The following is a 21,758-nucleotide window of genomic DNA, read 5'->3' on the forward strand; positions in this document are numbered from 1 at the left end:
CTCGTCCGCCACGGCCAACGAGGACGACCAGGCGATCCTGCCGATCAGCACCGCGGCGAACCGGGTGTTCGGCGGGGCGGCCCGCAGCTCCGTACAGAACATCTACCTGGAGGCGTCGTCGTCGCAGACGTTGTCGGCCGCTCACCAGGAGGCCACCAACACGCTGCTGGCGCTGCACCACGTCAGCACGCCCGCCGCCGCCGACTTCACCATCGCCAGCCAACAGTCCATCCTGGCCGCCGCCACCTCGGTGGACCGGACACTCACCGTGCTGCTCGGCGGGATCGCCGCGATCTCACTGCTGGTCGGCGGCATCGGCGTGATGAACATCATGCTGGTTTCCGTCACCGAACGCATCCGAGAGATCGGCCTGCGCAAAGCGCTGGGCGCGCCGCCCCGGGTGATCAGACGCCAGTTCCTGGTGGAGGCGTCCATCCTCGGCCTGGCCGGCGGGCTCGCCGGCGCCGCCCTCGGGCTGCTGGGGGACGCACTGCTCCCCCACCTGATCTCCCAACGGATCGACGTCTCGCTCCCCGCGACCGTCGGCGCGATCGTCGTCGCGATGGGGATCGGCGTCGGATTCGGCGTCTACCCGGCCAGCAGGGCGGCCAGGTTGGCCCCCATCGACGCGCTGCGCAGCGAATGACGACCCGCCGCCGCCCGGCCCTGTCCCGCCTCCGGGGCCACGATCAGAAAAACGAGCCCACCGTGCCCGAACCGAGCCTGCCAGACCAACCGAACCTGCCAGAACCGATCGGGCCAGAACCGATCGTGCCCGCGTCGGTCTTTGTCCGGGAGCCCACCCGCACCGGGGAGAGCACCCGTGGCTGACCGGAACTCACGCGGCCGGCGGCAGCGGCTGCGCCGCCGGGCGACGGTGATCGCTGTCATCGTCGTCGCCGGCGGGGCCGGCGGCGGAGTTCTCGCGGCCACGGCCGCCTCGGGCGGGCCGTCCTACCGGACCGCCGCGGTCACCCATCGCAGTGTCGAGGCGACACTGAACTCCACCGGCACCGTGACAGCCATCAGCCAGGCAGCGGTGAGTTTCCCCGTCAGCGGACGGGTGACCAGGGTTGCCGTGACGGTGGGCCAGCACGTGACAACGGGTGATGTGCTGGCCGAGCTCGACACGTCCGCCCTGGCCGCGGCGGTCGACAGCGCCCGGTCCGCCCTCGCTTCGGCGCAGGCGAGGCTCGCCGCCGACCAGGCCAGCCAGAGCACGGCCGGCACGGCCTCGGCGTCCACCGGTGCGTCCACCGCCGCGCCCGCATCGGCATCGGCTGGGACCGGTGGGGTCAGTGCGGCGCTGTTCGTCACCTCGGGCCGAGCCGGCGTCCAGGATGTGGGCCAGGTGACGGCAACAGGGGATGCGGGCGGCACAGCACCGGCCGGAGCCGCCGGCGGCACGGGGACGACCGGGGCGGCGGACTCGGCCGAGGATCTCGTCAGGCAGTACCAACAGCGGTTGCTGGCCGACCAGCACGCCGCCGACACGATCCTGTCCCAGATCAAGGCCGATCTCGTCCACGAGCAGTCGGTATGCCAGTCGTTCCTGGACGGCCTGCACCAGGGCGGAGACCACCAGAGCGGGGGTGCCGCCTCGGGCTCGGCAGCATCCGGCGCCACGCCCGGCGGCGGGATCTCGGGCTCGGGCACCGTGGCCCCGGCATCCCTGTCGTCACCGGCCGCCGCGGCGGCCACGACGCCGGCGACCAGCAGCGCGGCGCCCGACGGTACGGACTGTGCGGCGCTGCTCCAGCAGGTCCTCGCCGAACAGGAGGCGCTCAACGAGCGGCTGCGCGCGGTCGCGGCGGACATAGCGGCCCTCGACGCCGCGGTCGCGCAGCTGCTGGCCCAGGCCCAGGGCGGGCAGCAGTCCCCCGGGCCGCAACCGGACGCAGGCGCGAGCCCAGGCACAGGAGCAGCCCCAGGAACAGGAGCAAGCTCAGGAACAGCACCGGGCACCGAAGCGGGTGCGGGTGCGGGTGCGGGTGCGGACCGACCGTCGTCCGGACCGACCGGAGCCGGGGCAGCGACCAGCGGCACGGGCCAGAGCGAGGGGACAACTACCCACGGCGACCAGAACACGCTCGGCGGCACGGCAGCCGGGGGCGGCGCGCCTGGCGGTACGGCCGGGGGCGGCGCGACAGGCCGGTCCGCGGCGGGTGGCACGGGTGCGGGTGGTGCCGCGGGCGGGGGCGGCTCAGGGACGGGCGGCGCGGGAACGGGCGGCTCACGCGCGCCGGCGTCCGCCGCTCAGATCGCCGCCGACCAGGCCGCGGTCGACGCGGCCGACGCCGTGCTCCTGGTCGCCCAGCAGAGCCTGGAGCAGGCACGGCTGATCAGCCCGATCAGCGGTCTGGTGGCCGCCGTCAACATCGCCCCCGGCCAGTCCGTCAGCGCCGGGTCGAGCACGGCCACGATCGTCGTGCTGAACCCGGACGCCATGCAGGTGACGACGACCGTCAGCGACAGCGACCTGGCTGCCGTGAAGATCGGTGCCAGGGCCAGGATCACCCCCGACGGGACCAGCTCCCCGCTGACCGGCACCGTGGTGGCGGTCGGCCTGCTCCCGGCGGCGTCCACCGCGTCCGGCGGGACGGCCTCGGCCGGGTCGTCGGGATCGTCGTCCGGGGTGGCCTATCCGGTGACCATCGGCCTGAACGACGACGGCGGCGGGAAGCTGTTCGCCGGCTCGGGCGCGGCCGTGGCCATCGTCACCGCCAGCGCGACGGACGCACTCGCCGTGCCGACATCGGCGGTGCTGCGGATCGGCAACCGGTACGTCGTGTCCGTCCTGCGCGACGGCAGGGTGACCAGCGTGCCGGTGCGGGTGGGCGCGGTCGGCACGGCCTTCACCCAGGTGACGTCCGGCCTGTCCGAAGGCGACCAGGTCGTCCTCGCGGACCTGAACGCCCCCCTGCCCACCGGCAACACCACCCCGCGCGGCCTCGGCGGCGCCGGCCTCGGACCGGCCGGCGGCGGCCTCACCAGCGGCCGCGGCGGCCTCACCGGCGGTGGCGCCGGTGGCGGCGGCTTCGTCGTCAACGGAGGAGGCGGCAGACGGAACGGGTGACGGCTCACCCACCCCGTCCAGCCGCCACCTCGGCGGAGAAACAGGAGAAACAGTTGCGAATGTTCGGGGACGAAGGGACTGGTCAGTTCTCCGGGGTCTCGGTGGCGAGGAGGTCCTGGAGTTCGTAGACCGCTTCACGGAGTCGGTCGACGAAGGTGTACAGCCCGTCGGCCACCGCGCGCGGTGTGCTCAGGTAGAGGTTGAAGCGGTCGGGCAGCAGCACGTAGGCGATGCCGATGCACTGGCTGCTGGTCGAGCCGAAACCGAAGTACTCGATGTTGACCGAGGGCGCGGAGCTGGTGCTCAGGTAGTCGTCCCGCAGCTTCACCCAGCCCGGGCTGTCGTACAGGTCGAGCGGTTCGGTCACCCCCAGTTCCTCACCGCGCCGTTTCTGGATGAGCTGCAGCTCCCACAGGTGCTGTTCGGGTGCCTGCCCCGACTGGCACTGCTTCGCCCGTGCCACGTGCTTCTCGGCGGCGGCCCGGAACGCCGCCCGGCGGGTCGCCGCGTCCGCCGTCGGATCGTCCAGCGTGGCCACAAAGCGCAGCACCTCGGGTGTGACGACGCGCATCGCCTCGGTGCGCCCGCGCCGGTACTGCCGAGTGGCGATCGACTCGTAGGTGGCGCCGGTCAGCCCTTTGGCCCGCTTGTGCGCGAGCTGGTACGCCAGCTGCACGAACGCGTCCGGTGACACCCGCAGCTGCTTGGCCCGGTTTCCGCCGAAGTCGTCGAACGACAGGATGGTCGTGGCGGTGGCGGCGCCATACGCCGCGAACGCCTCGCCGGCGGCCTGTATGTCGGCCCGCAGGTCGCTGTCCAGCACGAACTCGATGGGTCTGATGTCCGGCAGGCCCTGGGGGACGGCCCCCGACTGCGCCGAGTGCTCCTCGGGTGAGGAACCCAGCAGCGTGTCGACGAAGCTGAGAATCGTGGTTCCGTCCAGACCGCAGTGCTCGATGTTGATACCCGCGGTGCCGTCCTCGAAGACGATCAGGGAGACGGCCTTGTCGAACCACCGGTTACCGCTGTTGCCGTACAACAGCTGGTCGCACGCCTCCTGGGTGTCCGTGGGCGTGATGTCCTCCAGGTCCAGGAGGAACAGCGCGGTTTCCAGCTCGTCGAGCGCGGCGGCGTTGCCGGGGTGGTGGGCAGTCAGCGTCTGCCGGCTGGCCGCCCACTCCGCCCGGGCCTTGGTGGTCAGATGTCCGACGGCGGTGTCCGGCGCGGCCGGGGTCGCACCGGCCTTCCTGATCGCCTCCAGGCCCGCCGCGAGATCGTCTAAGGTGTACGGCCGGCCGTCGGGGCCCAGCACGTCCAGATGGAAGATGTTCCCGCGGAAGAACACCGCGATGTGACGCGCCTGGGACGGGCCCGGCCACTGCTCGCTGTACGGTACGCGGACGGTGTCCTGTACGGCCCCGGGTATCCGTGTCGTGGAGAACAGGAACTTGTTCTGCTCCATCGACAGCGGCCGTTCCCGCTGGACGGCCGGCGGGATGCGTTCGTCGTCGAGCTGCAGCTTGTAGTTGACGGCCGCGGCGACAAGGCCGGCGGCCCGTTCGATCTGTCCCAGCGGCGATTTCTTGAACAGGAAGAAGAAGTTCGCGTTGAGCGCGATGCGGTCGCGGCGGCCCAGATACCGGGACGGCCAGAACGTGTCGAGCCAGCTGTGCACGCCCTCGGTGGCGTCATACTCCACCAGTGCCTGGTGGAGCCGCTGACCGGGGCCGCCCGGCCCCCGGAACGCGGCCACCGCCGCCTCGGTCCGGGCCAGTTCGTCCGCGGTCAGCAGCGGTGCCGCCCACTCGAGGAATCTCTCGGAGCTCTCCTCCAGCGTGGGCAGCGGCACCCGTGGCAGCTGGTCCTCATTGCCAAAGGTACGGGTGGACAGTTCCTGCTCGGCAGGGGTGGGGGTGGGCGGCTCCTGACTGGCAGGAGCGGCGGAGGCGGGGGCGGTGGCTGACAGTTCCTGGGCCACGCTCAGTTCCTGGTTGACAGTCAATGTGATCCTCGACCTCGGTGATTGTGGGGATTTGGACGATTTCTTGCCGGTTGATGATCCGTTGCTGCTTGCGAGGTCGATGACCACGCAATCCTTCGTGCCGCGCGGCCGGGAGACGTAGAGCTGCGCGTAGAGCCAGCCGTCGGTTTCCAGACCGCTCGGGTCCACGCCGACGCTGTAGAGAGTGTCCAGCACGAGCGCCTGTTCCTGGGAGGAGGCGAACCGCCGTTGCCGGAACATGTGCTCGAGATGGAAGGTCTCGTATCCCAGTCCGGCCAGGCTCTCCTCGACGGGCTCGAACGGGAACATCCGCAGGACGAAATGCGCCATCCACGGCCGGCGCTCGTCGTTCGCGTGGACCACCCGCGCGAGGGTCCGGTGGGTGACGTAGCCGATGCAACCGGTCGAAATGACCAGGTCCGTGTCGGCCAGCTGCCGGCGCTGTCGCCAGGTGGGGTCGTTCTCCTCCAGATCGGCGTGCACCGCGTCGTCGATGAAACCGGCCGCGAGTGCGTACGAGAGGGCGGGCCGCGAGGTGTCCAGGCCCACGAACCGGATCCGGCGCGGGTCGGCCCGCGACCGGACCAGCTCCTGGTCACGGGCCAGCAGCGTGTCACGGTCCGGTGTGTCGACGTCCCGGTCGCAGTACCGTCCGTACAGTTCCGCCATACTCGCGTCACATTTCAGCAGAGCCGCGTTGATACCGTAGGAACAACCGATGTCCAGGACGTTTACACCTGACTTTCCCTGTAACTCCCGATACGCCTCGATGATTTTGACGAAATACGGTTTCGCCAGCTGCGGGATGTCGTAGTCGAGCTTGCGCAACGTGTCGAAATAGGCGTACGGGTCGGGCTGCGTGTAGATGTGATCGAGTGAAACTTTTCCAGTGGCATCAAAACGCACGGGTTGGGTTCCTCCTTGGATCACGGAACAGGCAACTGACCGGCGCCGGGCCCGGGCCGCCGATCGCCCCCCCAGGCCGTTTCCGGCGGCGGATTCCCGGTCGGAGCGGGACGTCACCCGCTCCGACCGGCGTCCGCCGGAAACGGCCTAATCCAACAGTTGGTCGACCCGCACGGCGTGTCCAGCGGCCGCCAGATGCTCGGGCAGCACCCGGCCGAAAAGCTGCCTCGTCCGCTCCACGCTGCCGACCACCCCAGGGCGTTCGCTGTATGAGAAAATCGCCGAGTGGCGCGCGGTGCCACCTCGCACGGCGCTCACCCGGTGCATCGAATAACGGCCCCTGAACAGCTGCAGATCCCCGGGGCGCAGGGACACCCGACGGATCAGGTGCCCACCGCGGCCGGCCAGCACAGCCCGTACGTCGGCAAAGTTCTCCGTCGTCGTGGACCTGATACCCGGGCAGTACTCGAACGCCCCGCCGTCCTCTGGCTCCTGCGTGAGCAGGCTCACCGCGAACTCGTTCGTGTCGAAGTGCCATGGATGTTCCATGCCCGGGGTGACGACGTTGAGACACAGCCCAGCCAGGGGATCCGCGAGCTCGTGGACCCGGGGCAGCTCGAAACAACTGGCAATGAAATTCTGGAACAGTTCACTGGCGTAGAGCCGATGAATGACAAAATCGTCGGGGATACGATCACGCGCTACGAAGGCGTTACCACGCCGCATCGGCAGCCGACCAGGATGGTCCGCCGGCAGATCCACGTCGGTGGCTATGTTGTAGGCATTGACGGTCTCGACGTCATAATATGCCCGGGGAGCGACCGCGGCACATTCCAGTCGTATTTCTTCACGCCGGGCGGGCTGGATGAAGTTGTGCAGTATGCTGCAGCCGTGGGCGTGTAACTCCTGCCGGGTACGAGAAACCACGTGCTCCCAGTCGGCGCCACCCGGCTCCGTCAGGGGATAGCAGGTCGCGCTGACCACCTGCTCGATCAGCCGGGCCTCCGATGCGATCATGAAGTTCTCCTCCGCCGACCATGATCATAATAGCGAGACGGGACAGTACAACCGCCCGGACGATCCCCACGACCGACGTCCATCCGCCGACAGTCGCCCGATCCACACGCTGTCAAGGCCTATCCCTCCCCGCGAACAGGTCACGTCCGCAGCGTCTTCTCGCCCACCCCGGGCATGCCAGGAGCACCCGAGGAGCCGGACACCGACACGAAACAAACATGATCGCACAGTCTTTTCGGCTCTTAGCACATCGTTGCCCTCGATTCATTGCCATGAAGTCGTTTGTGACACGCGACACCACCCTCGAAAACGCCTGTCGATCACGACCGGTTCAGACCTTCCCCGCCGTCACCCTCGATATTCATTTTGACTCCGTCGACAGCCACAGCCGATAGTCACACCGGGTGATTAAAGAGTGAGCCCCGAGTGAGTGAGGGCCGATTGTCGGGTGATTACCAGCCAGTCGGGTGACCGTCAGATGGACGTTGGCGGCTCCGTCCGTGCGGCCGGCCCAGGACCGCCCGGTCGAGCGGTACCGGGCACGACCAGGCCCGGACACGGAAGCCGCGGCACGGAAATGTTACAAATTACGATCAACAGCGTTACAAGTCAGGACGAATCGGTCCGCTGTCTGGACGGTAGGACCATCCCCGGCCGGGCGAATGACCACTCGTTGTGACCGTCAGCAGATTGTGAGCCGAGCAGATGCCCATTGCAGCGCAGTTCTCCGAGTACGGCACCAGCGACGTGCTGCGCATCGTCGACGCCCCGGCCCCGGTCGCCGGTCCGGACCAGGTGCGGATCGCGGTGCGGGCGGTGAGTGTGAACCCTGTCGACTGGAAGATCCTCCAGGGCGCCCTGCAGGAGCTGATCAGGCTGGACCTGCCGGCGGGCCTGGGCAGCGACGTCGCCGGTGTCGTCGACCAGGTCGGCGACGGCGTGACCGCCTTCGCGGTCGGCGACGAGGTGCTCGGCTCCTCCTCGACCCCCTCCTACGCCCAGTTCGCGCTTGCCGACCCGGCGGAGCTGGTAACCAGGCCGGCCGAGGTGCCGTGGGAGGTCGCCGGCAGCCTTGCCGGTGCCGGCGGCACCGCGTGGAAGGTACTCGATCTGCTCGGTGTCACCGCGGGCGAGACGCTGCTGATCCACGCTGCCGCGGGTGGCGTCGGCGTCTTCGCCGTGCAGCTGGCCGTCGCCCGTGGCGTGCGGGTGATCGGTACCGCCAGCGAGTCCAACCACGAGCTGCTGCGTTCGATCGGCGCCATCCCGGTCACCTATGGTGACGGCCTGGCCGACCGGGTCCGCGCGGCCGTTCCCCAGGGCGTGGACGCCGTGCTCGACGCGTCGGGCCGCGGTGAGCTGCCCGTCTCGATCGAGCTGGCCGGCGGGCCCGAACGGGTGCTCACCATCGCCGCGTTCGACGCCGCCGACCACGGGGTCCGCTTCCACGTCGGCGGTGGCGGGCAGGACACCATAAGGGCGATTCAGGACATCCTCACCCTGATCGGGGATGGCCGTCTGCGGCTGCCGATCTGGCGTACGTATCCGCTGACCGAGGCGGCCGCCGCCCTCGACGCCAGCCAGACCGGCCACCTTGGCGGCAAGATCGTGCTACTGCCGTCCTGACGAACGCGCCCGCCAGCGGAAACGCTTCCGAGCGGACCGGGCCGCTGTCGGACGGCGGCCTCAGCCCCGCCGGAACCCACCCGTCAGGGCCGCTCCCAGATGCCCCACTGGCAGGAGCAGGCTGTGGACGCCGCGTCAACCGCAGGCTGTCTACCCCATACCCGGCTGTCTACCATGGTGGGCAGTCGTTGGTTCCAGCGGGAGAGAGACTGCGATGGCCGGTGGGGCGGTACCGACGCGGGCGGCGGCCCGCCTGGTACCGCCCCGTCGTATGTCGGCGGTGTACCGCCTGATGCTGGCGTGTACCGCGCTGGCTGGGCTGTTCGTCATGCACGGTATGGCGGTGGGGCTGGGATGCCCCGGCGGTACCCACCCAGCGGGGTCGACGACGACGCCCCACGGCCTGGGCACCGGCCACGAGGCTCCGCCGGTACGGCACCCGTCCGCGGCGACCCCAATAATCGATCATGAGGCATCCGCGTCGTCGTCCCTGCCGGTACACGCCCTGGCGGCCGGCCACGGGACGTCCACGTCGCCGCCACCATTCATGATCACCAACAGTGCCGGTGGGCACGGCGCCCTGTGCGTGTCGCTGCCGCCCCGGACGGGGCCGGGCGGCCTGCTCGGTCTGCTGGCGCTCCTGCTCGGCATCGCTGTGATCGCGGGGACGTGGCCCATCGGGGAACGGGGCGTCGGTGCCGACAGCGGTGGCCGCCGGCGCCGTGCCCCGCCACCGACCGGCTCAGGCCTGCTGACCAGGCTGTGCATATCCCGGACGTGACGCGACGCCGCTGACCGGAGCAAGGCTCCGGCTGGTCTGACGTTGCTGTTCATCCGCGCGCGTACCGCGCGCCGTCCGGAAAGATTTCTGATCTCAATGCTGACATTGTTGCGTTCGCGTGCCCGCGTTCCGTATCCATCCACCGTCCGCCCGCGTTGTGCGCGCATGCTGGTCGGGGTCACAGTCGTGGTCGGGCTGGCGGCGGCCGGCTGCGGGGGCTCCGCCACGACCGGGCCGGGGACGGCGCACCCGATGGAGTCTCCCGCGATGCCGGGCCATTCTGCGATGCCTGGGCACGGTGGGATGCCGGCGTCCGGAGGGATGCCCGGCCATGCCGGGATGCCGGGTATGGGAGGCCTGCCGGCCGGGGACGGTCTGGCCGCCGAGGCATCCGGGCTGCGGTTCGTCCCGGTCGCGTCGACGCTGCCGGCCGACCAGCCGACCTCGTTCCGGTTCCGGATCCTGGCGGGCCCGGGACATCACGATCATGCTTCTCGCGTGTCGCCGCCGGAGACCCACGGCACCGGGACGGCCAACGGGGACGGCGCCCCTGTCACCGCGTTCAAGCTGGACCAGACCAGGCCGATGCACCTGTACCTGATCCGGTCGGACCTCACCGGCTTCCAGCACGTGCACCCGAACGTGGAAAGTGACGGTACCTGGACGGCACCGCTCCAGCCCGTCCGGCCGGGCGCGTACCGGGTGTACGCCTCGTTCATCACCACGGACGCCTCGGGTGCGGACGTCCCGACGGTCCTCAGCCAGCCGGTCACCGTCGCCGACGGCTCCGCCGACACACCGCTGCCGCCCGCGTCGACCACGACCACGGTTGACGGTTACACCCTGACCCTGACCCTGGCCGGCGGGCTGACGGCCGGGGCGGCAGGCACCCTGACGATCACCGTGTCCGCGGGAGGCAGGCCCGTCACCGACCTACAGCTCTACCTGGACACCTACGCGCACCTGACCGCCTTCCACGAGGGCGACCTTGCCTTCGCCCACCTGCATCCGACGGGCACGACCGCGGGCGGGAAGGACGGTGGCCCGGCTCTGACGTTCGAGGCGAGCCTGCCGCGGCCTGGCAACTGGCGGCTGTTCGTGCAGTTCCAGACCGCCGGCGTGCTGCGCACGGCTGCGGTGACCCTGCCCGTCGGCTGAGAGCATCATCCGACCGGATCGTGGCCGGGCTCCTGAGACGTGCTGGAGACGCTTCGTGCTGGGAACGCTTCAGGAGCCCGGATCATCGTCGATGACGATCACGTGCAGGGTGCGCGGCCCGTGCACGCCCTCGACGCGCTCCAGCTCGATGTCGCTGGTCGCGGACGGGCCGGAGATCCAGGTCAGCGGCCGGTCCGGGCGCACGCGGGCGACCGCGGCGGGTACGCCGTCCACNCGGCGGGTACGCCGTCCACGACGTCCCCGGCCGGTATGACGCAGACGTGCACGTCGGGGACCAGCGTGAGCGCGCGGCGCCCGCAGACCGGGCCACCGTCAAGCACGATCGTGCCGGTATCGGCCACCCCCACCGCGGCGCCGGTGAGCACCGCGTCGACGGCGTCCAGGTCGGGCACGGACAGCGGCGCCTCGCTGGTGTCCCGGACCACCTGCCCGCCTGCCCGCGCCACCGCCCGTTCCGCCGCGGCGAGCCAGTCCGCGGGCAGCCCGGCGGGAACCGCGACCCGGCGCGCGCCGGTGAGCGCTTTCACGATCGCGGCGGTCAGGCCGTCCGGACGCACCCGGTCCACAACGGCCCGGTAGTCGGCGACCCGCTCGTGGAACAGCTCCACGGTCGCCGCCGACCGCCGCCGCGCGCCGGCCGTGCCGGCCGTGTCAGCCGCGTTGGCAGCGTTGGCAGCGTTGGCAGCGTCAGCCACGTTGGCGGTGCCAGGCGCGCTGGCCGCGCGCGGGCGGGCATAGTCGCGGGGAACCGGGACGTCCGCGGGCCGCTCGGCCGCGGGCACGTCGGCGAGCGCCTCCCGGATCCGGCGCAACATCTGTTCACGCGCGCTCATCACGGCCGCCTTCCAGCACGGGAGCCTTCCCCACCGCGGGGTCACCATCCGTCACAGGCACATCGCCGGTCGCGGCCGCGTTCCCGCCGCGGGNCCCGCCGCGGGTACGCGCCCACCAGGCACGGAAGGACTCCGGGGGCGGCAGCGGGATGTCGCGCGCCCGGCTCCACGCCGCCACCGGGCCGGGCAGCGGCACCGGACCGACGGTCTGTCGGCCGCCGAGCAGCCGCCGCACCGCGCCGACGCCGCGCTGGACGGCGGCCAGCCGGNAGCCGGTCGGGCCGGGCCAGCGCCCAGGCCGCCGCGCGCATCCCGACCGCCTCTGCCGTCGGCCGCGGACGGGCGCGCGCGGCGTCGACGACCTGGCCGCGCAGATGCACCAGCACCTCGGGAATGTCGATACGCACCGGGCAGACCTCGAAGCAGCGGCCGCACAGCGACGACGCATACGGCAGCGCCTTCTCCACCGGCCCGGCGTCCACCCCGTTCAGCAGCGGGGTGAGGATGGCGCCGATCGGGCCCGGATAGACCGATCCGTAGGCGTGGCCGCCGGTCCGTTCATACACCGGGCAGGAGTTCAGGCAGGCCGAGCAGCGGATGCAGCGCAGCGCCTGCCGACCGACCGGGTCGGCCAGCGCGCGGCTGCGCCCGTTGTCGAGCAGCACCACGTGGACGGCGCGCGGGCCGTCACCCCTGGTGACCCCGGTCCACATCGTGGTGTATGGGTTCATCCGCTCCCCGGTCGACGACCGGGGCAGCAGCTGGAGGAACACCTCCAGGTCGGACCAGGTCGGCACCACCTTCTCGATACCGACGACGCTGATCACGGTTTCCGGCAGGGTCAGGCACATCCGGCCGTTGCCCTCCGACTCGACCACCACCAGGGTGCCGCTGTCGGCGACCGCGAAGTTCGCCCCGGAGATCCCCACCTTCGCCGTGAGGAACCTGCGCCGCAGGTGCGCGCGAGCCGCCGCGGCCAGCGCCCACGGCTGGTCGGTCAGGCCGGCCGGCGCGTCCGCCATCTCCCGCAGGAAGATCTCCCGGATCTCCGCCCGGTTGAGGTGGATCGCCGGGGCCAGGATGTGGCTGGGCCGGTCACCGGCCAACTGAATGATCAGCTCGGCCAGGTCGGTCTCCACCGCGGTGATGCCGGCCGCGGTCAGCGCGTCGTTGAGGCCGATCTCGGCGGTGACCATCGACTTCACCTTGACGACCTCGTCAGCACCGGTGGCGCGCCCGCCGACGCCACTCCCGACGCCGGCGGCACGGACCAGGTCGATCACGATCCGGTTGGCCTCGGCCGCGTCACCGGCCCAGTGCACCTGGCCGCCGGCCGCGGTGACCGCCCGTTCGAACTGCTCCAGATAGCCGTCCAGATGCCGTAACGTGCGCTCCTTGATCGCGGCCCCGGCCAGGCGCAGCGCCTCCCAGTCGTCGAGCTCGCCGACGGCCCGGGCCCGCTTGTCCCGGATCGTCGTGGTGGCGTGCGCGAGGTTGCGGCGCAGCTGGGTGTCGGCCAGCGCCTGCCGCGCCGCCCGCGGGAACGCCGGCGTCCCCAGGAAGATCGCTGTCATGCCGGCCGTCCCCCCGCCCGGGCCCGTCCCCGCTGCCAGACCGCGGGCCGCCCGGCACGCCCGGCCCGCGCGGACGCGGACGCGGCGGCCGGGGTTGGTTCGGCGGGTGCGACAGGTGCGTCGCCGGTCCCGGCAAGCACCTCGGCCAGGTGCAGGACGCGCACTCCCGAGCGCCACCTGGACAGCAGCCCGCCGATGTGCGCGAGACAGGAGTTGTCCGCGGCCACCAGCACCTCCGCCCCGGTCTGGCGGACATGGCGTGCCTTGTCCGCACCCATCGCCACCGACACGTCGGCGTTCTTGATCGAGAATGTGCCGCCGAACCCGCAGCACTCCTCGGCCGCCGGCAGGTCGGCGAGGGTGAGCCCACGCACCGCGCGCAGCAGCTGTTGGGGCCGATCACCAAGCCCGAGCACCCGCAGCGAGTGGCAGGTCGGATGGTAGGCCACCCGGTGCGGGAAGTACGCGCCGACGTCGACGACCCCGAGCACGTCGACGAGGAACTCCGCCAGCTCGTACACCCGTGGTGCCGTGCGGGCCACCGCGTCCCGCAGCGCCGCGTCACCCCGCTCGGCGGCCAGCCTGGCATGCAGGTGACGGATCGTGCCGGCACACGACGCCGACGGGGTGACCACCGCGTCGTATCCCTCGAACGCCTCGACGAAGCCACGCACCAACGGCACGGCCTCGTCCCGGTAACCGGTGTTGACGTGCATCTGCCCGCAGCAGGTCTGCGCCGGGGGGAAGTCCACCTCGACCCCGAGCCGCCTCAGCAGCTCGACGGTGGCCTTCCCCGTCCCGGGAAAGGCCGTGTCGTTGAAACAGGTCACGAACAGCGCGGCCTTCACGGCGCCACCCCTCATCCCGAGCCCTCGTCCCGCCCTGTCATACCGCCCTCCGTTATCCCACCCCCGCTCCCGCGCGCTGGCCCATCCGCACGGACCGTCTCGCCGCCCCACGGCCCGATCCCCGCCCGCGACCCACGGCCCGCATCTCCACAGCCCGTGTCGTCGGCCGACCCGCTCCCTCGTGACCGGGCGCCCGCGACCCTGGCCCACGCCGCCTGACAGGCGTCCAATATGTAACAGACAGTGAGCACGATCGGCCGGCCGCCGCAATACGAGGACGGTGCCAGGACACGCGGCCCGCCGGGGCAGCGTCCGGACGGCTTGTCTGTCAGCAAGGTGACACCGGATCGGCACAACCCCTATCTCAAACCCCGCGACAGCAGCACTATCGTCAGAGCGTGACGGCCAACACATCCGCGGCGTTGTTCACTGGATCCGCCGGAGTTGGCACCCCCGTCACCGGGCCCGTACCACCACGGGCAGCCACATCATCACGAGTAACGCAGGTGACCGCGATGACGGCACGCCAGGCACGGCCCCACCTACGGACGCCCGCCGGCGTCGGTCGGCTCCGCACCCCGCCAGCGGCACGGACAGTAACCGCTGCTGGCGGCGCCGGACGCACCTGGACGGACGGTCGGCGACACGGCGACGGGTGCCGATGACGCCCCGCCGGCCCGACGGAGCGCTCGAGGCGACCGACACCGGCCGGATGCTCGCGGCCCTGCCCCGCTGGCCGGACCCACACCCGGTCACCGGTGGGGCCACCAGGACGATCACCGGGACGGTCACCGGCCCGGCACCCGATCCGGCGCTACCGCGGCATCGAGGCCGGTGACCATGGTGAACACGACCCAGGAGCGGATCGACCGGACCCTGACCGCGCTGTCGAAGGCGGCCGCGTCCCAGGCTGCCGCCCTGATGGCCCTGGAGAACGCGCCCGAGCGGGCCCTGCTCGTTCCGGACCGGCTCACCGGCGGCACCCGCCAGCGGGCGACAACCGCGTTGAGCGCGTTGACCGATGCCTGGCAGTGGTACAGCGTCCTCACCGATCTCGCCGGACGGGCACGCGCCCTGCGCGGGGACAGGGCCCGGCTGGACGCCCGCGCCATCGACGAGCTGGACCTGCTGCTGCACGGCCCGGTGCCACAGCTGGGCGTCCGCCCGGCGAAGCTGGCCAGCCGTACCGACGCGGCGCTACGGACCGTACGCACCTGCATCGACGAGATCACAGCCGCCTGGAACACCCACCTGGCCGTCGTCCACACGGCCGAACAGCGGATCACCACCGCCGCCGCGACCGCCGCCCGGCTGCGCCTGGACGACGACGCGGGCCTGGCCATCGCCCGCCGGCTGCTGGCCGAGTTCGCCGAGCGGGCCGCCACCGATCCGCTCTCGCTGCCCGAGAGCCTGTCCGCGCAGCTGGCGGCGGCGGTCGCGGCGGCCGNGCGGTCGCGGCGGCCGGTAGCGGGCTGGACGAACTGGCCAGACGGCACGACGCCCTGCCCCAGGCGCTGCGGGAGGCCCACGAGCTGCTGACCGGCATCATCGCTCTCATCGAACAGGCTGCGGCGGACGCCGAGCGGGCCCGCGGCCGCGTCCTGCGGTCGAGAGCGTCCCTGACCCGCCTGCCCGACAACGTGCTCGACGACGAGCGTCACGGCCTGCGGACCTGGCTCGACCGGCTGACCGCGACGGCGGCGGCGGGCCGCTGGAAGGAGGCGAGCCGAGGCCTCGATCGCTGGCGGGAGCTCGCGGACGCCACCGCGATCTCCGCCCGCCGGGTCGCCGAAGCCAACGCGGCCATGCTGCGTACCCGTGACGACCTGCGCGGGCTGCTGGCCGGCTGGCAGGCCAAGGCGGTCGGACGCGGTGTCGCCGCGGAACCGGAACTCGCCGGCCTGTACCGACAGGCCCGGTCGGTGCTGTACACGGCACCGACCGATCTCGACCGGGCCGCCGCGCTGGTGCACGCCTTCGGTGCGGCGGTCGATCGCCGCACCTCGTCGAACCCAGGGCCGAACCCGGAGCCGAAACCAGGGCCGGAGCCGAGAGCGGGGCCGGGATCGGGTGCGGATTCCGGGTCAGGAGCAAGGCTGGGAGCGGACGGTCCGGCTCGCTCACGGCCGGGCGGGGGCCGCGGGCCGGCCTCGGCGCACAACGGGTCGAGCGCGCGTCCAGCAGGGAAGGCTCCTGGCCGCGGTGTCGCCGCGACACCTTGGTTGATACTGCCGGCATGCCGACCCGGCCCCGACAGCCTGGCCCCGGTGTGCCGCCAGGGCGGCGGCAGACCGCGTCCGCCCGTGGACGCTGGTCCGACCAGGTGATACGCACGTGATCGGCCGTGGACAGGCCACAGCCGAAGGCACGGAGACCGGGCGGGTAGGCCACGACCCCGCCGCGGGGAAGGGACGGTACGGAATCGACCAGAACGGGGGTCGCTGCCCTGCGTGCGCGGCTCCGGTACGTCCGGACGACCGCTTCTGCGAAGCGTGTGGAACGCCGCTGCGGGCCACACCACCGGTAGGGACCGATGACGCCGACCATCGTGAGATCGACCTCGGCCCGATCGCCGGCGTCTGCGACCGAGGGGTACGGCACACCACCAACGAGGACGCGATGGGCGTCTTCATGGTCGGCTCCACGCTGATCGCGGTGGTCTGTGACGGCGTGTCGAGCACGCCCGGATCCGGACTGGCCGCCCGCGCGGCGGCCCAGGTGGCGGCGGCGACCGCGGCGGCGATCCTCGCCCGGCCCATCACCCGCCCCCGCCCCGGCGGGGAGCGGGACGACGCCGAGCACCGCACCGACCATGACCGCGGCAGACCGGCCGGCCCCGACGGGTTCGGCTACCCCGGCTTCGGCGCGGACTTCGGCGAGGATCGCGACCCGCCCGACCGTCATGATCGTTACCGTGACCGCGATGACCGCCGCGGCGGCCACGGCACCGACTGGCCGGACGCCGACCTCCCGACCTGCCCACCTGGCCCGCTCCCACCCGGCTCGCTCCCACCCGGCCCGCTCAGCAAGGAACTGCCCCCGAGGCGGGCCGAACAGGCGGTGCGCGCCGCCGTGGCCGCCGCGCAGGACGCGGTGGCCCGGATGCCCGCCATCGGGCGCAGTTCACCGTCCTGCACGCTGGCCGCGGCGATCATCACCCGTGAGCGGGACGGCACCAGGCACGTGACCGTCGGCTGGATCGGCGACAGCAGAGTGTATCTGCTCACAACGCGCTGCTTCCAGCGGCTGACCGAGGACGACACCTGGGCGGCCGAAGCCGCCCGCGCTGGGCTGATCCCCGCCTCCGCGGTCGAGACCGACCGGCGGGCCCACACCCTCACCCGCTGGCTCGGGGGCGNGGGGCGACGCCGAGGACGTCACCCCGCACGTCCGCGCCTTCCCGCTGCCCGCTTCGGCCACGGTGCTGGTCTGCACCGACGGGCTGTGGAACTACCTCTCCCGTGCCGAGGACATGGCCGCGGTCGTCGGCCAGCTCCCGCCGAACGCCTCACCGCTCATGATCGCCCGTCATCTGACCAGGCACGCGATCGACCGCGGCGGCCACGACAACATCACGGTCGTGATCGCGCAGGTCGGGCCGGACCCCACCGACGGGCCCGCCGACCGGTACACCTCCGGAAGGGAGCAGCGATGACCACGCCGTTCACCGTGGAGGTCTTCCAGAACGAGTACCTGGCCCATGGCCACGGTGAGGTGCACGCGGTGGTCACCGTCCGGGGAGCGTACGGCCCGGCGGGCCTGCCGGGCCAGCGCGGCCCGGTGGAGCTCGCCGAGGTCATCTTGCTGGACTGCTCCGGCTCCATGGGCAACCCGCGGACGAAGATCGTCGAAATGCGGCGGGCTGCGGAGGCCGCGGTCGACGCCCTGCCCGACGGCACGTGGTTCGCGATCGTGCGGGGGTCGGGGATCGCCGAGGCCGTCTATCCGGCCGGCCGCGAGCTCGTCCGGGCCGACGAGCGGACGCGGGCCGCGGCCAAGGAGCGGATCGGACGCGTCGACGCCGACGGAGGCACCGCGATCGGCCGCTGGCTCACCCGCGCCCGGGAGCTGATGGCCACCAGGCCGGATGCCATCCACCACGCGATCCTGCTGACCGACGGACGCAACGGCGAGCGCGCGGCCGAGTTCGACGAGGCCGTCGCCGCGTGCGTCGGGCGTTTCCAGTGCGACTGCCGGGGTGTGGGGGCGGACTGGCGTGTCGACGAGCTCCGCCGCGTCGCGACGGCCCTGCTCGGCACGGTCGACGCGGTCCGGCGCCCGCAGGACCTGGCCGCCGACTTCCAATCCATGATCAATACCGCGACGAACCGGGCAGTGGACCGGGTCAGCCTACGGGTGTGGACGCCACGTAACGCTGCTGTACGTTTTCTGCGACAGGTCGCACCGTTTGTGACAGATCTCACCGGAATTGCCACGCGAGTCGACGAACTGACTGTCGACTATCCGACCGGCGCATGGGGCAGTGAATCTCGCGACTATCACCTCTGCGTCACCGTTCCACCACGCACAGACGATATGGAGATGCTGGCCGCCCAGGTCGGCGTGGTCGTGTCCGGCCAGGTGCGGTGCCGTGAGCGCGTCCGCGCGGTCTGGACCAACGACATCGACCTGTCCACCCGGATCGCACCCGAGGTCGCCCACTACACCGGCCAGGTCGAGCTTGCCCAGGCCATCCAGGAGGGACTGCAGGCCCGACGCGACGGCGACGAGGCGACCGCTACCATCAAACTTGGTCGAAGCGCACAGCTGGCGCGTCAGTCCGGCAACGAGGGTACATACCGCCTACTTCAACACGTGGTCGACATTGAGGACGCAAGCGCAGGTACTGTTCGGCTGAAACGGAACGTCGACACCATTGACGAAATGGTCCTTGACACACGGTCGACCAGGACCGTCAGGGTGAACAGGTGATCAGGTGAGTGCACGCTGCCCAGACGGGCACCTGTCTCTGGCTCCCGACTACTGCGATCAATGTGGTATGCGGATTGTAGCCAACCAGGAGCCCTATGTCATTCATCCCGCTGACGGGACGACCGGGTCGTCAGGTCACGGGCGACCGCACCAGCCGGACCATGCCGCCGGGGGCCACGGGGAGCCGTCCTACGGCCGGCGGCCGGCGGAAGGCTCCGGGCCGCTGCCGGCCGGCCCGGGGCAGTCGGGTCCGAACCCGTCGCTGCCGGGCGACCCGTTCGGACGGGACGGCTATGCCCAGGACGGCTACGACTCCGCCGGCCATCTAGCCGGTGGCTACGGTGCCAGCAGCGGGTACGGCCGCGACCCGTACGGCCAGGAGAGATATTCCTCCAGCGGCTACCCGCCCGACCCCTACGCCCAGGGCGGCTACGGCGCGGACGGCTACCCGCCCGATCCCTACCGGGACCCCCGCGGCGACCCTTCCGACGAGCCGTACCGGGCCGACCTGTGGGGTTACGAGCGGGCTGACCCGTACCGGTCCCCCGCGCCCCCCGCGCCCGGCACGGGCGGTGTCGACGACCCGTACGGCCTCGACCGCGGGGCCGCCGCCCGCCCCTCGACGGGAGCACCGGCCACCGACTACCACCGGCCCCCGCCGAACCAGGCTGGCTTCGAGCGTCCGGCGCGGGATGTTCGGGAGCCGGTCGAGGGCTATGCCGCGTGCCCGAACTGCCACAACCCGAACGAGGTGGGTGCCCGCTTCTGCGAGGTGTGCGGCTTCGACCTCGTCCTGCTGGAGCGTCCCGCGCCTGTTCCGGCGGAGCCGCGTTCCGGCCCCAGTGGGCCGCTGCCGGTCCAGGCCAGCTGGGACGTGGTCGTCGAGGCCGAGCGGGAGTACTACGACAGCGGTGACGACCATCGGGTCCCGTTCCCGACGATCTACCCTCGGCGGGTGTTCGCGCTCAACGGCTCCCGGCTGCTGATCGGGCGGCGCAGTGAGTCCCGTGGGATCCATCCGGAGATCGACTTGGCCGGTGCCCCCGAGGACCCGGGCATCTCACGCGCGCACGCCATGCTCGAGCTCCTGCCGGACGGCAGCTACGCGGTGCTCGACCCGGGATCGACGAACGGCACCAGGATCAATGACGAGCCGAACCCGATCCCACCGGGTCAGCCGGTACCGCTGCGTCACGGCGACCGGGTGTACCTCGGAGCCTGGACCAGGGTCACGATCCGCTCCCGCTGACGGCTGTTCCCGGTAACAGCCGTCAGCGGTAACAGCGGTCAGCGGCACGGCCACTGGCCGACGTCGCCAGACGCCGGCCAGCCAAGAAGATCTGCGTGAGTCCGTCGTTCGGGACGCCCGTCAGGCCGGAAGGCGTACCGAACGACAGACTCACCTGGATCAGGCTCACCTGGATCAGGCTCGTGCGCGGACGCGCGAACACTGCCCGCGCCACCTGGCTACCTGGCTACCTGGGGCCGGCTGGCTATCTTGTTGGCGTTACCTGGCTGTCCGTTGACCACGGCTGGCTGGCCGGCGCTCCTACGCCAGGTGCCAGCGCTGCCCCTCGGGTGTGTCCTCGACGATGATGCCGCCGGCGGCCAGCCGGGACCGGATCTCGTCCGCCTCGGTGTAGTCCCGTCGGGCACGCGCGGCCGACCGCAGATCAAGAACGATCTCCATGACGCCGTTGAGTGCCGGCCGCAACTCGGAGCCGGCCGCTGGCCACTGGCTGACCGGGTCGAGCCCGAGAACGACCAGCATCCTGCGCACGACGTCGACCCAGCCGGCAAGCTCCCGACGCCGCGCTTTGGACAGCACCTGGTTCCCGCAGCCGACCGCGCCGAAGAGGACAGCCAGCGCCCGGGAGATCGCGAGGTCGTCGTCCAGAGCGGCCGCGAAGGCCGCCCACGCCTGTGCCGGGCTGTCCACCTCGGCCGGGTCGTCGCCCGCGGAAGCGTGCGCGGCCGCGCCGGCGGCGATAACCACCGCCCCGGCCCGCCCGGACGAACGGGCGCCCTGGAGTGTGCCGCCCTTCACCTGGCCCTGCCCGGCGGGATCCCGACGTGGGTTCGTGGCGCATTCGGCCGCCAGCGCCGCGGCCTCGTCCGGCCCGCCCAGGATGTCGAGCGCGTTACGGACGAACGTCTCGATCCGGTCATGAGCCGCCGCCGACTCGGCCAGCCCTTCCGGGGTGTACTCCAGCGACGAACGGTAGTGCGCCGACAGCAGATGGTAGCGCAGCACCTGTGGCCTGACCTGCTCGAACGCGTCGCTGACCAGGAACGAGTTGCCCAACGACTTCGACATCTTGGTGCCGCCGGTGGTCAGCAGACCGACGTGCATCCAGTAGCGGGCCATCTGCGGCGCGCCCCCGCCGGCGCCCCCGTGGGAGTGGGCCGCGCTGGCCGACTGCGCACGCTCGTTCTCGTGGTGCGGGAAGACGAGGTCGAGGCCGCCCCCGTGGATGTCGAAGACCTCCCCGAGGTACTTGCCGGCCATTGCCGAGCACTCGATGTGCCAGCCCGGCCGGCCGCGCCCCCACGGCGACTCCCAGAACGGCTCGCCGGGCTTCGCGCCCTTCCAGAGCGCGAAGTCACGGGGATCGACCTTGCCCTCGTCGCACTCCGGTGACGCCTGGACCGCTTCCGGGCGCTGGTGGGACAGCTCGCCGTAGCCGGCGAAGCGGGAGACCCGGAACCACACCGAGCCGCCGCCGGGGTAGGCATAGCCGGTGTCCACCAGTCTGCCGATGAGTGCCAGCATCTCCGGGATGTGCCCGGTGGCCCGCGGCTGGATGGTGGGTGGCAGGACGCCGACCGCACGGTAGGCGTCGTCGAAGGCCCGGGTCTGGCGGGTGGCCAGCTCCCACACGCTTTCGCCTGCCCGGCTGGCGTTAATTATGATCTTGTCGTCGATGTCGGTGACGTTCTGTACGAAGGTCACCTCGAGCCCGGACGCGACGAGCCAGCGGCGG

Annotated in this window: 17 protein-coding genes and 1 pseudogene (1 of these 18 running past the window's edge); 10 read left to right on the forward strand and 8 right to left on the reverse strand. The window is 71.6% G+C overall.

The features are described from left to right. Positions 1 to 646, forward strand: a 646-nt coding sequence (locus tag FrCorBMG51_RS30675) for an ABC transporter permease (protein ID WP_235433345.1), incomplete at its 5' end; no start/stop codon positions are given. Positions 647 to 823: 177 nt separating this feature from the next. Continuing rightward, positions 824 to 3,076, forward strand: coding sequence for an efflux RND transporter periplasmic adaptor subunit (locus FrCorBMG51_RS05720; RefSeq protein WP_047222060.1), 2,253 nt, complete (start codon positions 824 to 826; stop codon positions 3,074 to 3,076). 82 nt (positions 3,077 to 3,158) lie between these two features. Here the strand turns inward: FrCorBMG51_RS05720 and FrCorBMG51_RS05725 are convergent, their stop codons facing one another. Beyond that, positions 3,159 to 5,042 carry a choline/carnitine O-acyltransferase gene (locus FrCorBMG51_RS05725; RefSeq protein ID WP_200902352.1) on the reverse strand — a complete coding sequence of 628 codons (1,884 nt, stop codon included), beginning with the start codon at positions 5,040 to 5,042 and terminating at the stop codon, positions 3,159 to 3,161. Positions 5,043 to 6,131: 1,089 nt separating this feature from the next. Then, positions 6,132 to 7,001, reverse strand: coding sequence for a HalD/BesD family halogenase (locus FrCorBMG51_RS05730; RefSeq protein ID WP_047222061.1), 870 nt, complete (start codon positions 6,999 to 7,001; stop codon positions 6,132 to 6,134). Positions 7,002 to 7,706: 705 nt separating this feature from the next. Here FrCorBMG51_RS05730 and FrCorBMG51_RS05735 point away from each other — a divergent pair. The 3 genes from FrCorBMG51_RS05735 to FrCorBMG51_RS05745 all read left to right on the forward strand — a co-directional run bounded on the left by FrCorBMG51_RS05735 (position 7,707) and on the right by FrCorBMG51_RS05745 (position 10,566). After that, the gene (locus FrCorBMG51_RS05735; protein WP_047222062.1) at positions 7,707 to 8,627 is read left to right on the forward strand and encodes an NADP-dependent oxidoreductase; all 921 of its coding nucleotides are present in this window, start codon (positions 7,707 to 7,709) and stop codon (positions 8,625 to 8,627) included. Between the two features lie 214 nt (positions 8,628 to 8,841). Continuing rightward, entirely contained in the window at positions 8,842 to 9,408 is a 567-nt protein-coding gene (locus FrCorBMG51_RS05740; protein WP_047222063.1) for a hypothetical protein, read from the forward strand. Positions 9,409 to 9,756: 348 nt separating this feature from the next. Continuing rightward, positions 9,757 to 10,566 (forward strand): hypothetical protein, encoded by an 810-nt coding sequence (locus tag FrCorBMG51_RS05745; RefSeq protein ID WP_235433346.1) that lies wholly within the window; start codon positions 9,757 to 9,759, stop codon positions 10,564 to 10,566. Between the two features lie 69 nt (positions 10,567 to 10,635). Here the strand turns inward: FrCorBMG51_RS05745 and FrCorBMG51_RS34485 are convergent, their stop codons facing one another. The 4 genes from FrCorBMG51_RS34485 to FrCorBMG51_RS05760 form a co-directional block, all read right to left on the reverse strand. Beyond that, a complete protein-coding gene (locus tag FrCorBMG51_RS34485; RefSeq protein ID WP_268760533.1) occupies positions 10,636 to 10,770 on the reverse strand; it encodes an LUD domain-containing protein in 135 nt (44 codons plus the stop codon). Beyond that, a complete protein-coding gene (locus tag FrCorBMG51_RS05750) occupies positions 10,749 to 11,468 on the reverse strand; it encodes an LUD domain-containing protein (RefSeq protein ID WP_476742113.1) in 720 nt (239 codons plus the stop codon). Before FrCorBMG51_RS05750 ends, FrCorBMG51_RS34485 begins: the two co-directional genes overlap by 22 nt. Next, positions 11,462 to 12,994 (reverse strand): lactate utilization protein B, encoded by a 1,533-nt coding sequence (locus FrCorBMG51_RS05755; protein WP_235433347.1) that lies wholly within the window; start codon positions 12,992 to 12,994, stop codon positions 11,462 to 11,464. The genes FrCorBMG51_RS05750 and FrCorBMG51_RS05755 overlap by 7 nt, the downstream gene beginning before the upstream one ends. Continuing rightward, positions 12,991 to 13,842 carry a (Fe-S)-binding protein gene (locus tag FrCorBMG51_RS05760; protein WP_047222065.1) on the reverse strand — a complete coding sequence of 284 codons (852 nt, stop codon included), beginning with the start codon at positions 13,840 to 13,842 and terminating at the stop codon, positions 12,991 to 12,993. Before FrCorBMG51_RS05760 ends, FrCorBMG51_RS05755 begins: the two co-directional genes overlap by 4 nt. Before the next feature lie 661 nt (positions 13,843 to 14,503). On the opposite strand from FrCorBMG51_RS05760, the gene FrCorBMG51_RS27945 reads away from it, so the two are divergent. The 5 genes and pseudogenes from FrCorBMG51_RS27945 to FrCorBMG51_RS05780 all read left to right on the forward strand — a co-directional run bounded on the left by FrCorBMG51_RS27945 (position 14,504) and on the right by FrCorBMG51_RS05780 (position 20,023). Next, on the forward strand, positions 14,504 to 14,680 hold the full coding sequence (locus tag FrCorBMG51_RS27945; protein ID WP_157180402.1) for a hypothetical protein: 177 nt from the start codon (positions 14,504 to 14,506) through the stop codon (positions 14,678 to 14,680). A gap of 802 nt (positions 14,681 to 15,482) precedes the next feature. After that, the gene (locus tag FrCorBMG51_RS05770; protein WP_047222067.1) at positions 15,483 to 16,169 is read left to right on the forward strand and encodes a hypothetical protein; all 687 of its coding nucleotides are present in this window, start codon (positions 15,483 to 15,485) and stop codon (positions 16,167 to 16,169) included. Between the two features lie 7 nt (positions 16,170 to 16,176). Then, positions 16,177 to 16,320, forward strand: a pseudogene (locus FrCorBMG51_RS33555) (serine/threonine protein phosphatase); the annotation flags it as partial. A gap of 1,173 nt (positions 16,321 to 17,493) precedes the next feature. After that, the gene (locus FrCorBMG51_RS05775; protein WP_047222169.1) at positions 17,494 to 18,774 is read left to right on the forward strand and encodes a vWA domain-containing protein; all 1,281 of its coding nucleotides are present in this window, start codon (positions 17,494 to 17,496) and stop codon (positions 18,772 to 18,774) included. Positions 18,775 to 18,841: 67 nt separating this feature from the next. After that, a complete protein-coding gene (locus FrCorBMG51_RS05780; RefSeq protein ID WP_052914362.1) occupies positions 18,842 to 20,023 on the forward strand; it encodes an FHA domain-containing protein in 1,182 nt (393 codons plus the stop codon). A 300-nt stretch (positions 20,024 to 20,323) separates the two neighbouring features. Here FrCorBMG51_RS05780 and FrCorBMG51_RS05790 read toward each other — a convergent pair whose 3' ends face one another. Further along, complete coding sequence (locus FrCorBMG51_RS05790; RefSeq protein WP_420848581.1) at positions 20,324 to 21,727, reverse strand: cysteine--tRNA ligase; 1,404 nt, start codon at positions 21,725 to 21,727, stop codon at positions 20,324 to 20,326. Continuing rightward, positions 21,724 to 21,758: the final stretch of a hypothetical protein gene (locus FrCorBMG51_RS33560; RefSeq protein WP_420848582.1), read on the reverse strand. Its footprint extends 178 nt past the window's final position; only the last 35 of its 213 coding nucleotides appear in the window; its start codon lies beyond the right edge, outside the window; its stop codon occupies positions 21,724 to 21,726. Before FrCorBMG51_RS33560 ends, FrCorBMG51_RS05790 begins: the two co-directional genes overlap by 4 nt.

The organism is Protofrankia coriariae (assembly GCF_001017755.1).
In the GTDB taxonomy this organism is placed as follows: domain Bacteria; phylum Actinomycetota; class Actinomycetes; order Frankiales; family Frankiaceae; genus Protofrankia; species Protofrankia coriariae.